A 13,948-nucleotide genomic window follows, 5' to 3' on the forward strand; every position below is an offset into this window, starting at 1 on the left:
GTCACCCTCAACCCGATCGAAGGCGCAGCCTGACCGCTCACAGACCAAGTGCCCGGCGGCCTCGACGACCACCGGGCACCCAGCCCTGCCCAAACAGCCCCTGACCTGGACCTATTTACGCGTCAGATACCCTTCACAGTCCCGACTCTGCGCCGAGCTCCCTGATCCTTCCGGGTCCTTCCGGGTCCTTCCGTCCCCTGCGTGTCCCTTGGCGGTCAGCAGAGCCCAGCCGTGAGGGGAACTCGCCTCTGCCGAAGCCCTTTCACAGCCCGTGCCGGTCAAGGATGCTCATCAGCTTCCGCCTGCGTTTCAGTTCCATCCGCAGGTCGGTGAGAAAGAGGGTGAACGCGTCCTCAGTCCCCAGCGCGCGATGGCAGTCACGGGCAGCCTGGAGCAGCCGCGCCAGGTGCTCGTAGGCGCGGTCACCCGTCGGCTCCTTCGACCGCTCGATCAGCCGCAGGTACACGCCGAGCGCCTCGGCCGGGCGCGTCCCGCGCGACTGATCGGCGAGCTGCGCCCACTGCCGGTCGTCGGCGCGACCGGCGGCCTCCCGCCAGGCGGCGTCCAGGTCGCCGTCGTCGAGCAACGCTTCGATCAGCACGGGCCCGCCGTACCGGGCGCCGCGCTCACGACGGGCGTCCTCCTCCAAGATGGCCAGCGCCGCCGCACGCTCGGCCTCCCAGCAGTCCGCCGCCCCGGCGACGAAGCGCAACTGCCGGTAGGCGGCTAGGGATCGCTCGAGACGGAACCGGTCCCGGCGCACCGCGACCGCGTCGGCCGCCTGCCCCGTCTGCGCGTACCGCGCGCACACGTAGTCGACCAGACGGCCGTCGATGTACGTCTCGGCGGCGCAGGCCCGGAGCCCGCGCTCCGCCCAGACAAGCGCCTCGTCCGCACGTCCCGCCGATTCCAGCTCCTCGGCGATGAGCAGATGGGTTGCACCGGTCGGGCCGAGGTCCTGCGCATGCAGAGCGACCAACGCGTCGACGTCACCCTCTGCCTTGATCAGACGCTCCATCAGATACCTCTCCGCCCAGCCGGACGGCCTGTGCCTGAGTGCCTCAGCCGCCAGCTGCCGAATGCGGGCCAGTCCGCTCGGCCCCAGCACGTCGGCATAGTCGAGCGGATCCAGGTCCGTCACATCGCTGTCGTCGGCAAGCAGACGTCCTACCAGCCACTCCGCCAGCCGCTCCGGATCGGGGCGTGCAACCCCGCAGGCCTCCAGATGGACCTCCGCCACTGCGGCGGCGGCCTCCCCGACCAGGCCGTCCGAGTCGTCGATCTCCCCGTACGTCTCTCCCAGCACCCGGAGTGCCTCCTCGGCCAGAGCGACCGCCTGCGCGGCCTCCCCGTCGGCGGTCAGGGCGCGCAGGGCACTCGCCGCCTCGGCGACCTGTCGTCCATACCCGGAGGCATCCGCGTACTCGATGTACCCGTACCGGGCGAACGGCCGCGGATCGATCAGCGCGATGATCCGATCCCGGACCGTACCGAGGTCAGTGCGAGCAGCGGCTGCCCGCAGCTCCAAACGTCGGCGCAGTTCCCGGTCCTCGGCGACCTGCTCCCGCACCAGCACCAGGAGCTGGTCGCGTGACAGCCCTGAAAGCCACGCTTCCAAGCCGGAAGACCGTGCCCGCGCCGCGGCCCGCTGCTGCGGAATCGTCTTCGCCCGCCGCAACACGGCCAACCCGACCGCCACACAGTGCTTGCAGAAGTTGCCCTCCTGCCCGTACGGGCAATCACACCATCCCGAGATCCCGTCACCCCCGTCGAGGGTGAGTTCCACCTCGTAGACATCCGTACCGTGCACCACGGCGGTGACCGAGCCCTCCCCCACGTCCAGACCACTCACCGCGTCCAGATACCCCAGCCCCCGCCCGAAGGACCGAGCCCCGGCCAGCGCCTTCAGATCGTCCTCGCCGAATCCCACCACTTTCCGTGCCACACCGGCATTCAACCGCGGATCGGCAGCTCTTGAAGACCCGAGCAACCCGGCAGTCCACACGTGTGGCCGCGTGCGAAGACTGAGCACCCCATCCAGCAGGGAGACTTACGGCGCATCAGCGATGACGGGCGGGCCCGAGCGAGGGGACGGTGAACGCCGGGTGGCCGCCGCCCTCAGAGCCAAGTACGTCGGGAGCCTGCGCCGGGTCTCGACCACCAACTGCTGCACGAGCAGAGTGCATTCACGCTGTCTCACTCATGGGGTGATGCGGACGGAGGCCGAAGCGGCGGGCCAGGTCGGGCGCGACCGCATCCAGCCAAAGCAACTGACATGATCGTCCGCACACCAGGGCTCCATGGACACGACCTGGATGTGGCTCCCCGGCAGCCGACGCTGCCCGGTGAACGTCGTCGGCTACCCGATCGACCCGTCGGTCAGCCCGCCCCTTGATGCGTCGGCGTCAGCGCCGTAGCGGGCATCCTGTGGACCGTGGTCTCACCCACACCGCCGCTTTCGCCTATATGACGGAGGTGGATGTGCCCGGCGTTAGTGGGGCTGCTGGCCTCAGCGCGCACCACTGAGTCACGGAAATGACAGCGGAAACCACGTACCACGCCACAACTCCCGTCACTCGGTGGGCAGCCAACGGCTGAGGCAGGCGCACTCACCAACAGCCCATCGCCCGGGCCCGTCACAACCGACGTACACGAACACCAGGAAGGTCGTCGAAGCGCGCTCGCCCGTCGTAGGTGACTACTGTGCGTGCGGTGGTCAGGGCGGTTGCCGCGATGATCAGATCGTGGGCTCCTCTGGGCTGGCCGGCCCTGCGGACGTGGGCGAGCAGTCGCGCATGAGCCCGCGCGATGTCCACGGTGTACTCCTCGACCGGAACCGTGGCGAGGACGGCGTCGACGAATGACTGGCGGGCGAGCCGGTTGGTGTCGTCGGCCAGTTCGACCCCCTGGAGCAACTCCGCGGCCGTGACGGCGGCGATCACCGGGTCGTCATCGTCCGCGAGAACATGGTCGAGGACGACTTTCCGGCGCTCGACAGCGATCAATACGCCGGTGTCCAGGATCAGTCGTTCCACGGTTCGTCCAGGGTCAGCAGATCACGGGTGGCCATCACATCGCCCTCGAAGGCGCCGTCGAGGGTGTCGACGTAGGGCAGGAGAGCATCCTTCAGCGCCCGGCCGGTGGCTTTGGGCGCCGGGCCGAGCACGGCCAGGCGTTTGCCCCCGCGGGTGATCACGATGGTTTCGCCGCGTTCCGCGCTGTCCAGCACGGAGGCGAAGTTCCGTGATGCTTCGGTAGCGGTCATCGTCTTCATGACCTCATGCTCTCAGAGAATCTGATACCCGACAAGGCGGACATCGAGGCCTCTGATGACCTCCCCGACATCAAAGCCGAAGAGAGGCCGGACAGTGGTGCCCGGCAGGCTGGGGCGAGGTGGACAGCGACGGCGCCGACGGTCAGGCCGCCCGGCTTCCTGCGGCCGCTCCATTTCCTCGCGTCCCCTGCGCGTCCCCTGGATCTCGCTTTTCGGCTGCACCGCGTAACCTCCAGCAGTGGAGCTTGTTCTGGATCGCCGCAGGTCAGAGCCTTGACAAGGGCGTCAGGACACCCGCCGTGACACCTCAGACAGTACTTGTGAGCAGCGCATTCTCCCCGTTGGGGCCGAGTAGGTGACTCAGAGGCACCGAAGAGACGTTTCCGCAGGTCAGGGACGTTACTGGTGGGGCGGGTGGGACTCGAACCCACGGCCGACGGATTATGAGTCCGCTGCTCTAACCGGCTGAGCTACCGCCCCATAGCGGCGTGTCGCGTACATGTGTGCGCGCCGTCTGCCGCAGCATAGCCGCTCATACGATCTCCTGCTTCGGATGGTCGACTTCGCCTGCCCTGGAGGACCCCACCTGCGGCTCCATGGTTCCCGCTGACATGAAAAAGGACCCCGGCGGGGTCCTCGTTCAGCGTGCTCCCCCGACTGGACTCGAACCAGTAACCTGCCGGTTAACAGCCGGCTGCTCTGCCAATTGAGCTACGGAGGACCGAGCTCCCCCGACTGGACTCGAACCAGTAACCTGCCGGTTAACAGCCGGCTGCTCTGCCAATTGAGCTACGGAGGAATGCCTCGTTGCATCGAACGTACCTACCTGGGTATTCGCCAGGGGGCGGGCGCTCGCTGCGACACATACATTAGCGCAAGCAGGGGGGTGCTCCGCCAATCGGTTCCCCCTGGCACCGATGCCGCACCGAGGACCTATGCAAAGGGAAGGGTGGCCGCCATGCGCTACCGGCTCACGTTCGTCGCCGGACTCGCACTCGGTTACGTGCTGGGCACGAAGGCCGGACGCGAGCGCTACGAGCAGCTGATGAAGTCCGCTCGTCAGGTCGCGCAGAACCCCGCCGTCCGCAACACCGCGGAGACGGCCGCGCAGCAGAGCCGCCAGTTCGCGGGCAAGGCGTACCACGCCGTGAGCGACAGGGTCGGCGATCATGTGCCCGACTCGGTCGCCCAGCGTGTGCGCACGCTCCGCGAGCGCAACACGAACGGCAGCCGCTCGGACGACTGGGGCACCAGCGACACCTAGCCTTCACGCCCTCCTGTGCGCCCTCTTTCACGCCGTCCCGCCACGGCGCGCGGAGCGGGCGCGTTCACCCCTGTTCGTGCGGCAGAATTTTGAGCATGGGGATAGTCGCCGGGTTGGACAGTTCGCCCGATTTCACTCGTATCGTCGTCTGCGACGGGGACACCGGAGCCGTGCTCCGGCACGGGTACGCACCGCATCCGACCGAGGGCGCCGAGGGCGGCGGTCGGCCCTCCGACGTCGATCCGCAGGCCTGGCTGCTGTCCCTCGGTGAAGCCGCCGTCGGCGGGCTCCTCGAAGGCGTGCAGGCCATCGGCGTCTCCGCACAGCAGAACGCGGTCGTGCCGCTGGACTCGCAGGGCAACACGGTGCGGCCGGCGATGGTCGGCGGGGACCGGCGGGCGCAGGTCGCGGCCGCCGATCTGATCGACGCGCTCGGCGGGCGCGGGGCCTGGGCGCAGGCGGTGGGCTGTGTGCCGCAGGCCGGGCATCCCGTGACCAAGCTGCGCTGGCTCGCGAAGAACGAACCCGAGGCCGCCGCGCGCACCACCGTCCTGCTGCAGGCGCACGACTGGCTGGTGTGGCAGCTGCTCGGCCGTCCGGTCAGGAGGACGACGGACCGGGGCGGGGCCTCCGGGACGGGGTACTGGTCGGCAGCGACCGGCGGCTACCGGCCCGACCTCGTCGAGCTGGCGCTCGGTCACCAGGCCATGCTGCCCCAAGTGATCGGTCCCTCCGACGCCGCCGGTACGACCCCGGAGGGGCTGCTGATCTCCGCGGGCACCGGTGAGACGATGGCCGCGGCCTTCGGGCTCGGGCTCGGCTTCGGCGACGCGGTCGTGTCGCTGGGGGCCTCCGGGTCCGTGATGGCCGTACACCCCGAGGCGCTCGTCGACCCGACCGGGATGATCACCTCCCTGGCGGACGCGACCGGTATGCATCTGCCGGTCGTCACCACGCTGAACGCCGTACGGACCCTGCGCGGGACCGCCGAGCTGCTCGGGCTGCCCGATCTGGAGAGCCTGTCCGACCTGGCGATGAAGTCGACGCCGGGCTCGCACGGTCTTGTCCTGCTCCCCTATCTGGAGGGTGAGCGGACGCCGAGTCTGCCGCACACCGCGGGGACCCTGGCGGGTCTGCGGCGGGAGTCGATGAGGCCGGAGCATCTGGCGAGGGCCGCGTTCGAGGGCATGCTGTGCGGGCTCGCGGACGCGCTCGACGTGCTGCGCGGCCGGGGTGTCGAGGTGCGGCGGATCTTCCTGCTCGGGGCGGCCGCCGAGCTGCCCGCCGTACAGTCCGCGGCGCCCGCGCTGTTCGGCGCGCAGGTCGTGGTGCCGCAGCCCGCCGACTACGCGGCGATCGGCGCCGCCCGGCAGGCCGCCTGGGCGCTCGGTGTGTCGCAGGGCACCCTCGACCCGCGCACTCCGCCGGCCTGGCAGGGCGCGGTCGCGCAGGTGCTGGAGCCCGGTGAGGAACTGGCCGTGGGGCAGGCGGTGCGGCAGCAGTTCGTGTCGGTGCGGGAGCAGACCCATCCCGGGGCGTTCCGTCCGTAGGCCGCGCAGAGGCGGGGCCGCCGTGGCGAGGACGGGTGCCGTGGCGAGGACGGGCTGCGGCCGCGAGGAGGGCTGCGGCCGCGAGGACGGGCGAGCCGCATCCGCGAGACCGCGTCCGCGAGGACGAGCCGCATCCGCCGAGCCACAGTCCCGAAGGCGGGCCGCATCCGCAGCGCCGGCTCGTAAGGAGGGGCCGCAACCGCCCGACCGACCACCGTCCCAAAGACGGGCCGCATCCACCCGACCACCGTCCCGACCGGCCGCATCCGCAGCGCCGCCGTCGTAAGGAGGGACCGCGTCCCCAGGGACGGGCCCATCGTCGCGGCCGTGGGCCCGTCCCTGCGGACGCCGTTCCGGGCGCGGTCCTCACCCGTAGGTCCTCACCCGTAGGCGTCACCCGTAGGCCGTAAGGCGCTGTGCTCTCGGCAAAATCAGTTGAGGTAACACGGGTGGAGTGTCCGACGATAGGGGCCAGGGGCAACCATCCCCGCCCCTACCGGCGACTCCGAGAGACGTAGCGTGCTCATACGACTTCTGCGGACCTACCTCAGGCCCTACAAGAAACCCATCGCACTGCTGGTGCTGCTGCAGTTCCTGCAGACCTGCGCCACCCTCTACCTGCCCACGCTCAACGCGCAGATCATCGACCAGGGTGTCGTGAAGGGCGACACCGGCTACATCCTCTCGTTCGGCGCCCTGATGATCGGCATCTCGCTGGCGCAGGTCGTGTGCAACATCGGTGCCGTGTACTACGGCGCGCGGACCGCGGCGGCGGTGGGCCGGGACGTCCGGGCCGCCGTCTTCGGCCGGGTGCAGTCCTTCTCGGCGCGCGAGGTCGGCCATTTCGGCGCGCCCTCGCTGATCACCCGCACCACCAACGACGTCCAGCAGGTCCAGATGCTGGCCCTGATGACGTTCACCCTGGTGGTGTCCGCGCCGATCATGTGTGTGGGCGGCATCATCCTGGCCCTGGGCCTGGATGTGCCGCTGTCCGCGGTGCTGGTCGCCGTGGTGCCGGTGCTCGGCATCTCGGTGACGCTGATCGTGCGCCGGCTGCGCCCGCTGTTCCGGGCCATGCAGGAACGTCTCGACACGGTCAACCGGGTGCTGCGCGAGCAGATCACCGGCAACCGCGTGATCCGCGCCTTCGTCCGGGACGACTACGAGAAGGACCGGTTCCGGAAGGCCAACGGGGACCTGACCGAGGTGGCGCTCGGCACCGGAAACCTGCTGGCGCTGATGTTCCCGATCGTCATGACGGTGGTGAATCTGTCGTCGATCGCCGTGGTGTGGTTCGGCGCGCACCGCATCGACAGCGGCGGCATGCAGATCGGTGACCTGACCGCGTTCCTCGCCTACCTCATGCAGATCGTGATGGCCGTGATGATGGCCACCTTCATGTTCATGATGGTGCCGCGCGCGGAGGTGTGCGCCGAGCGCATCCAGGACGTCCTGGACACCTCGTCCAGCGTGGTTCCGCCGGCCAGTCCGGTGCGGGAGCTGCGCCGGCACGGCCATCTGGAGATCCGCGGGGCCGGGTTCCGCTACCCGGGTGCCGAGGAGCCCGTGCTCAAGGCGATCGACCTGGTGGCCCGGCCGGGTGAGACCACGGCCGTCATCGGCTCGACCGGCAGCGGCAAGTCAACCCTGCTGGGCCTGGTGCCGAGACTGTTCGACGCGACCGACGGCGAGGTTCTGGTCGACGGGGTGGACGTGTCCACCATCGAGCCGAAACTGCTGGCCAGGACGGTCGGGCTGGTGCCGCAGAAGCCATATCTGTTCGCGGGCACGGTCGCCACGAACCTGCGCTACGGCAATCCCGACGCCACCGACGAGGAGCTGTGGCACGCGCTGGAGGTGGCGCAGGCGAGGGACTTCGTGGAGCGGCTGGACAACGGGCTCGACTCGCCCGTCGCACAGGGCGGGACCAATGTCTCCGGAGGCCAGCGTCAGCGCCTGGCCATCGCCCGCACGCTCGTGCAGCGCCCGGAGATCTACCTCTTCGACGACTCCTTCTCCGCCCTCGACTACGCCACCGACGCGGCCCTGCGTTCCGCGCTCGCCCGGGAGACCGCCGAGGCGACCGTGGTGATCGTCGCCCAGCGGGTGGCGACCATCCGCGACGCCGACCGGATCGTCGTCCTCGACGAGGGCCGGGTCGTCGGCACGGGCCGGCACCACGAGCTCATGTCGGACAACGAGACCTACCGGGAGATCGTGCTCTCCCAGCTGACGGAAGCGGAGGCTGCCTGATGGCCGGGCCGATGGGGCGGATGATGGCCGGGGGCGGCCCCGATCAGCGCTCGATGGACTTCAAGGGCTCGGGCAAACGCCTGATCGCCCGGTTCAAGCCGGAACGCGGCACCATCTTCACGCTGCTGTTCTGCGTGGTCATCAGCGTGGGCCTCAGCGTGATCGGGCCGAAGATCCTCGGCAAGGCCACCGACCTGGTCTTCGCGGGCATCGTCGGACGCGAGATGCCGGCCGGGGCCTCGAAGGAGCAGGTCCTTCAGTCCATGCGGGAGCGGGGCGACGGCGCGGTCGCCGACATGCTCCGGAGCACGGACTTCACCCCGGGCGAGGGAATCGACTTCGGCCAGGTCGGCAGCGTGCTCATGATCGCGTTCGCCACGTTCGTGGCCGCCGGTCTGCTGATGGCGGCGGCGACGCGCCTGGTGAACCGGGCCGTCAACCAGACGATGTACCGGATGCGCAGGGACGTACAGGCGAAGCTGTCGCGGCTGCCGCTGTCGTACTTCGACAAGCGGCAGCGCGGTGAGGTGCTCAGCCGGGCGACCAACGACATCGACAACATCGGCCAGACGCTCCAGCAGTCGATGGGCCAGCTCATCAACTCGCTGCTCACCATCATCGGTGTGCTCGCGATGATGTTCTGGGTGTCCTGGCTGCTGGCGCTGGTCGCGCTCGTCACGGTGCCGGTGTCCGCGTTCGTCGCGACGCGCGTGGGCAAGCGGTCGCAGCCGCACTTCGTGCAGCAGTGGCGTACGACCGGCAAACTCAACGCCCACATCGAGGAGATGTACACCGGGCACACGCTGGTGAAGGTGTTCGGGCGGCAGGAGGAGTCGGCCGCGCAGTTCGCCGAGCAGAACGACGCGCTGTACGAGGCCGGGTTCAAGGCGCAGTTCAACAGCGGGGTCATGCAGCCGCTGATGATGTTCGTGTCGAACATCAACTATGTGCTGGTGGCGGTCGTCGGCGGGCTGCGGGTCGCGTCCGGCGCGCTGTCGATCGGCGATGTGCAGGCGTTCATCCAGTACTCGCGGCAGTTCTCGATGCCGCTGACGCAGGTCGCGTCGATGGCGAACCTGGTGCAGTCCGGGGTCGCCTCGGCCGAGCGGATCTTCGAACTCCTCGACGCGGAGGAGCAGGCGAAGGACCCCGTGCCGGGCCTGCGGCCGGAGGAACTGCGCGGGCGGGTCGCGCTGGAGCACGTGTCGTTCCGGTACGAACCCGACACACAGCTCATCGAGGACCTCTCCCTGGCGGTGGAACCCGGGCACACGGTCGCGATCGTCGGCCCGACCGGCGCCGGCAAGACGACCCTCGTGAACCTGCTCATGCGGTTCTACGACGTCTCCGGCGGGCGCATCACCCTCGACGGGGTGGACATCGCGAAGATGTCCCGCGACGAACTGCGCGCCGGAATCGGCATGGTGCTCCAGGACACCTGGCTGTTCGGCGGCACGATCGCGGAGAACATCGCCTACGGGGCGTCGCGGGAGGTCACCCGCGGCGAGATCGAGGAGGCGGCGCGCGCCGCCCACGCGGACCGGTTCGTCCGCACCCTCCCCGACGGCTACGACACCGTGATCGACGACGAGGGCACGGGCGTCAGCGCCGGTGAGAAACAGCTGATCACCATCGCGCGGGCGTTCCTGTCCGACCCGACCATCCTCGTCCTCGACGAGGCCACGAGTTCGGTGGACACCCGGACCGAGGTGCTGATCCAGAAGGCGATGGCGAAGCTGGCGCACGGGCGGACGTCGTTCGTGATCGCGCACCGGCTGTCCACCATCCGGGACGCGGACACGATCCTCGTCATGGAGAACGGGGCGATCGTCGAGCAGGGCGCGCATGCGGAGCTGCTGGCGGCGGACGGGGCGTATGCGCGGTTGTACAAGGCGCAGTTCGCTGAGGCGGTGGCTGAGGTGGACTGAGCGAGTTGCCCGGCGTCGGGGTGCCGCTGCGCCCACCCTCCCCCGCTCTCGGCTTCGCTCGAGCGGGGGGACCCCCATCGCCCCAGCGGCACGACTGCCCGCAGCTGCGTCGGTGGCAGCGGCACCCTGCGCTCAGTCCAAGTAGCCCCTCAGCTGGTCCGCGAATGCGTGGTCGCGGAGTTTGTTGAGGGTTTTGGACTCGATCTGCCTGATCCGTTCCCGGGTGACTCCGAAGATGCGGCCGATCTCCTCCAGGGTGCGCGGGCGGCCGTCGACCAGGCCGTAGCGGAGTTGTACGACCTTCCGCTCCCGCTCCCCCAGCGTCGACAGCACCGCCTCCAGGTGTTCCCTGAGCAGCAGGAACGCCGCCGACTCCACGGGCGAGGCGGCGTCGCCGTCCTCGATCAGGTCACCGAGGGCGACGTCGTCCTCCTCGCCGACCGGGGCGTGCAGGGAGACCGGCTCCTGGGCGAGGCGCAGCACCTCGCTGACGCGCTCGGCCGGCAGGTCGAGGTGGGCGGCGACCTCTTCCGGGGTCGGTTCGTAGCCGCGTTCCTGGAGCATACGGCGCTGGACGCGGACGACCCGGTTGATCAACTCGACCACGTGGACCGGGACCCGGATGGTGCGGGCCTGGTCGGCGAGGGCGCGGGACATGGCCTGGCGGATCCACCAGGTGGCATAGGTGGAGAACTTGTAGCCGCGGGCGTAGTCGAACTTCTCGACGGCCCGGATGAGCCCGAGGTTGCCCTCCTGCACGAGGTCGAGCATGGTCAGCCCGCGGCCGACGTACCGCTTGGCCACGGACACGACCAGCCGGAGGTTCGCCTCGATGAGGCGGCGCTTGGCCATCCGGCCCATGACGACCAGACGGTCCAGGTCGAGGGCCAACTGGCTGTCCGGGTCGAGGGTGTTGCCGAGCTTCTCCTCGGCGAACAGGCCGGCCTCCACACGGCGGGCGAGCTCGACCTCCTCGGCCGCGGTGAGCAGCGGGATACGGCCGATCTCCCGCAGGTACTGGCGGAACAGGTCCGAGGACGGGCCGCTGGTGTCGGCGCGGCCGCGGGCCGGCTCGGCGACCTCGACGGGCTCGGCCAGGGTAGGCGGGTCGTCCGGTCCGGCCGGGCCGTCCGGCTCCGCCGGGGGGTGGTGCGCGACACGGTTCTGCGGGGGGACGGCGACGAGTACGTCGGTCACCGCGTCCGGTTCCGTGCCGTCCGTACTGCTGTCGGTCTGGGCGAGGGTCTGGGTCTGCACGGGGGCGACCTCCAGGATGATCGCTGCTGAGGTGTGCGGCAGCGCTGCTAGGGGGGCGGAGTCGGCGGCCACGCCGCTGTCCGTCCCGTACGCGATGAGCGGAACCGCGGGGGTGTGGGACCCGTGGGGGACGGATCGGCCGCGCTCCGAGGACTCAGGCACCGGACCCAGTGTGGAGTACGACACATCCCCGCCACGAGGGGCGTGCGGTGACTTTTTGAGTCCGGTCCGTGACCGCGTGGTTACCGCCGAGGGAAACGCGGATGCCCGTGAGGCACCTGAACTGGGACGATCAGCGAGTGCCGCTCCCCGTACGAAACCCATGTCACGGTCCGCTGCCACAGCCCCGCCGAGTTCCTGCGGCTGCGCCGCTGGGCAGCCGCGACCGGCCTCAGCTGACCCACAACGTGCCGGCCCGCGGACGGATGCGCGAACAGCCCATGCTCACCCTGTCGGGTTCCCCGTCCTGCGCCGCTCAATCGGCGCGGGCCCGGGAAGTGACGGCGCGCGGCTGACTACAGTGCCGCCGCCCCCTGCTCCCGCAGGGCCTGGTCGTACTGTTGAAGGATCCACAACTCGTTCTGTACGGCGGCCAGTTGGGCCGGGTCGCCGGTCGTGCCGAGGCGGGTGAGGGTGGACTGGATGTCGCGGATGCGGCGTTCCACGGCGCGGCGGCGGACCGTGACGAGCTGGTCGCCCGCGTAGTTCTCGTCGACCGTCTTGCGCATGATCGCCTCGACCGCGAGCTCCGTGACCATCGCGCGGACGGTGTCGTCGGGGGCCGCCTCACGGACGCGGACGAGGTATTCCTGCGGGTCCTGCGTGCCGTACTCCGCGCCGCCGGCGTCCAGGATCGCCTGGCGTACGGCGGCGTAGGGCGCCGCGGTGAACTCGTCGACGCCGTACGCGTCGAACGCCGGGGAGACCAGCTCCGGCTGCTGGAGGGCGAGTTTGAGCAGTTCGCGCTCGGTGGCGTACACGGGGTTGCGGAGGGTCAGGGCGGGGCCGGAGGCCGTGGGGCGGGGGGCGGCGTCGTACTGCCGGCCGCCGCGCGCCGGCGCCGGGCCGCTCCTGCCGCCCCGCTCCCGTGCCCAACGGGCCAGCTGGGCCACCCTCTTGACCACGAACTGGGTGTCGAGGATGCCGAGCATGCCGGCGAGCTGCACGGCGACCTCGTGCTGTGCACCGGTGTTCTTGATGCGGGCGACGATCGGGGCGGCCTCGTCGAGCGCGGCGGCGCGGCCCGCCGGGGTGTCCAGGTCGTAGCGGACGACGATCTGGCGCAGGGCGAACTCGAACAGCGGAGTGCGTGGTTCGACCAGGTCCGCGACCGCCTCGTCCCCCTTGGCGAGGCGCAGTTCGCAGGGGTCCATGTTGTCCGGGGCGATCGCGATGTACGTCTCGGCGGCGAACTTCTGGTCGTCCTCGAAGGCGCGCAGGGCGGCCTTCTGGCCGGCCGCGTCGCCGTCGAAGGTGAAGATCACGCGGGCGCTGCCGTTGTCCATCAGCAGCCTGCGGAGGATCTTGATGTGGTCGCCGCCGAACGCCGTGCCGCAGGTCGCGATCGCGGTCGTGACGCCCGCGAGATGGCAGGCCATGACATCCGTGTAGCCCTCGACCACGACCGCTCGGCTGGACTTGGCGATGTCCTTCTTCGCCAGGTCGATGCCGTAGAGGACCTGGGACTTCCGGTAGATCGCGGTTTCGGGGGTGTTGAGGTACTTGGGGCCGTTGTCCGCCTCGTACAGCTTGCGGGCACCGAAGCCCACCACGTCGCCGCCGATGTCGCGGATCGGCCACATCAGACGGCCGCGGAAGCGGTCGATGGGGCCGCGGCGGCCCTCCTGGGAAAGACCGGAGAGGAGGAGTTCCTTGTCGGTGAAGCCCTTGCCGCGGAGGTAGCGGGTGAGGTGGTCCCAGCCCTGGGGGCTGTAGCCGACGGAGAAGTGCTCGGCGGCCGCCTGGTCGAAGCCGCGCTCGGCGAGGAACGCACGGCCGGTGTCGGCCTCGGGGCCGGTGGCCAGCTGCTCCGCGTACCAGTCGGCGGCGGTCTTGTGGGCCTCGACCAGGCGGATGCGTTCGCCGCGCTGGTGGGCTGGGTTGTAGCCGCCCTCCTCGTACCGCAGGGTGATGCCGGCCTGGGCGGCGAGGCGCTCGACCGCCTCGGAGAAGGAGAGATGGTCGACCTTCATCACGAACGTGATGGTGTCGCCGCCCTCCTGGCAGCCGAAGCAGTGGAAGAGTCCCTTGCTCGGGCTGACCTGGAAGGACGGCGACTTCTCGTCGTGGAAGGGGCACAGGCCCTTGAGGTTTCCGCCGCCCGCGCCTCGCAGCTGGAGGTACTCGGACACGACGGCGTCGATCGGGACCGCGTCCCGTACCGCCTTCACGTCCTCGTCGTTGATCCGTCCTGCCACGCGGT

Annotated in this window: 9 protein-coding genes and 3 tRNA genes; 4 read left to right on the forward strand and 8 right to left on the reverse strand. The window is 69.9% G+C overall.

What is annotated here, in order from left to right; genetic code table 11:
* Window positions 1–262 precede the first annotated feature (262 nt).
* The 6 genes from F7R91_RS15160 to F7R91_RS15185 form a co-directional block, all read right to left on the reverse strand.
* Complete coding sequence (locus tag F7R91_RS15160; protein WP_225320660.1) at window positions 263–1,945, reverse strand: SWIM zinc finger family protein; 1,683 nt, start codon at window positions 1,943–1,945, stop codon at window positions 263–265.
* 691 nt (window positions 1,946–2,636) lie between these two features.
* The gene (locus F7R91_RS15165; RefSeq protein WP_150948862.1) at window positions 2,637–3,035 is read right to left on the reverse strand and encodes a PIN domain-containing protein; all 399 of its coding nucleotides are present in this window, start codon (window positions 3,033–3,035) and stop codon (window positions 2,637–2,639) included.
* The gene (locus F7R91_RS15170; protein WP_150948864.1) at window positions 3,023–3,274 is read right to left on the reverse strand and encodes a type II toxin-antitoxin system Phd/YefM family antitoxin; all 252 of its coding nucleotides are present in this window, start codon (window positions 3,272–3,274) and stop codon (window positions 3,023–3,025) included. The genes F7R91_RS15165 and F7R91_RS15170 overlap by 13 nt, the downstream gene beginning before the upstream one ends.
* Before the next feature lie 403 nt (window positions 3,275–3,677).
* Window positions 3,678–3,754: transfer RNA gene (locus tag F7R91_RS15175), tRNA-Ile, on the reverse strand.
* A 168-nt stretch (window positions 3,755–3,922) separates the two neighbouring features.
* Window positions 3,923–3,995: transfer RNA gene (locus F7R91_RS15180), tRNA-Asn, on the reverse strand.
* Between the two features lie 5 nt (window positions 3,996–4,000).
* Window positions 4,001–4,073 (reverse strand) — tRNA-Asn (locus F7R91_RS15185).
* A 159-nt stretch (window positions 4,074–4,232) separates the two neighbouring features.
* Between F7R91_RS15185 and F7R91_RS15190 the strand changes: the two genes are divergently transcribed.
* The 4 genes from F7R91_RS15190 (at window position 4,233) to F7R91_RS15205 (ending at window position 10,269) form a co-directional block, all read left to right on the forward strand.
* The gene (locus F7R91_RS15190) at window positions 4,233–4,538 is read left to right on the forward strand and encodes a YtxH domain-containing protein (protein ID WP_150948867.1); all 306 of its coding nucleotides are present in this window, start codon (window positions 4,233–4,235) and stop codon (window positions 4,536–4,538) included.
* A 95-nt stretch (window positions 4,539–4,633) separates the two neighbouring features.
* Entirely contained in the window at window positions 4,634–6,088 is a 1,455-nt protein-coding gene (locus F7R91_RS15195; protein WP_150948870.1) for a xylulokinase, read from the forward strand.
* Window positions 6,089–6,607: 519 nt separating this feature from the next.
* Window positions 6,608–8,341, forward strand: a complete 1,734-nt coding sequence (locus F7R91_RS15200; protein WP_150948873.1) for an ABC transporter ATP-binding protein — start codon at window positions 6,608–6,610, stop codon at window positions 8,339–8,341.
* Window positions 8,341–10,269: an ABC transporter ATP-binding protein gene (locus tag F7R91_RS15205; protein ID WP_150948875.1), complete on the forward strand. Its 1,929-nt coding sequence runs from the start codon at window positions 8,341–8,343 to the stop codon at window positions 10,267–10,269. Before F7R91_RS15200 ends, F7R91_RS15205 begins: the two co-directional genes overlap by 1 nt.
* Window positions 10,270–10,401: 132 nt before the next feature.
* On the opposite strand, the gene F7R91_RS15210 is transcribed toward F7R91_RS15205, so the two are convergent.
* Window positions 10,402–11,688: an RNA polymerase sigma factor gene (locus F7R91_RS15210; RefSeq protein ID WP_150948878.1), complete on the reverse strand. Its 1,287-nt coding sequence runs from the start codon at window positions 11,686–11,688 to the stop codon at window positions 10,402–10,404.
* 353 nt (window positions 11,689–12,041) lie between these two features.
* Window positions 12,042–13,943 carry a DNA primase gene (gene dnaG, locus F7R91_RS15220; protein WP_150948881.1) on the reverse strand — a complete coding sequence of 634 codons (1,902 nt, stop codon included), beginning with the start codon at window positions 13,941–13,943 and terminating at the stop codon, window positions 12,042–12,044.
* Window positions 13,944–13,948: the final 5 nt, after the last annotated feature.

The sequence above is a fragment of the Streptomyces luteolifulvus genome, assembly GCF_008806595.1.
In the GTDB taxonomy this organism is placed as follows: Bacteria; Actinomycetota; Actinomycetes; order Streptomycetales; family Streptomycetaceae; genus Streptomyces; species Streptomyces luteolifulvus.

Excerpts from the sequence above, each read along its gene's own strand:
- F7R91_RS15170 (WP_150948864.1), bottom strand. The coding sequence starts at position 3,274 with ATGAAGACGATGACCGCTACCGAAGCATCACGGAACTTCGCCTCCGTG.
- F7R91_RS15190 (WP_150948867.1), top strand. The coding sequence starts at position 4,233 with ATGCGCTACCGGCTCACGTTCGTCGCCGGACTCGCACTCGGTTACGTG.
- F7R91_RS15195 (WP_150948870.1), top strand. The coding sequence starts at position 4,634 with ATGGGGATAGTCGCCGGGTTGGACAGTTCGCCCGATTTCACTCGTATC.
- F7R91_RS15205 (WP_150948875.1), top strand. The coding sequence starts at position 8,341 with ATGGCCGGGCCGATGGGGCGGATGATGGCCGGGGGCGGCCCCGATCAG.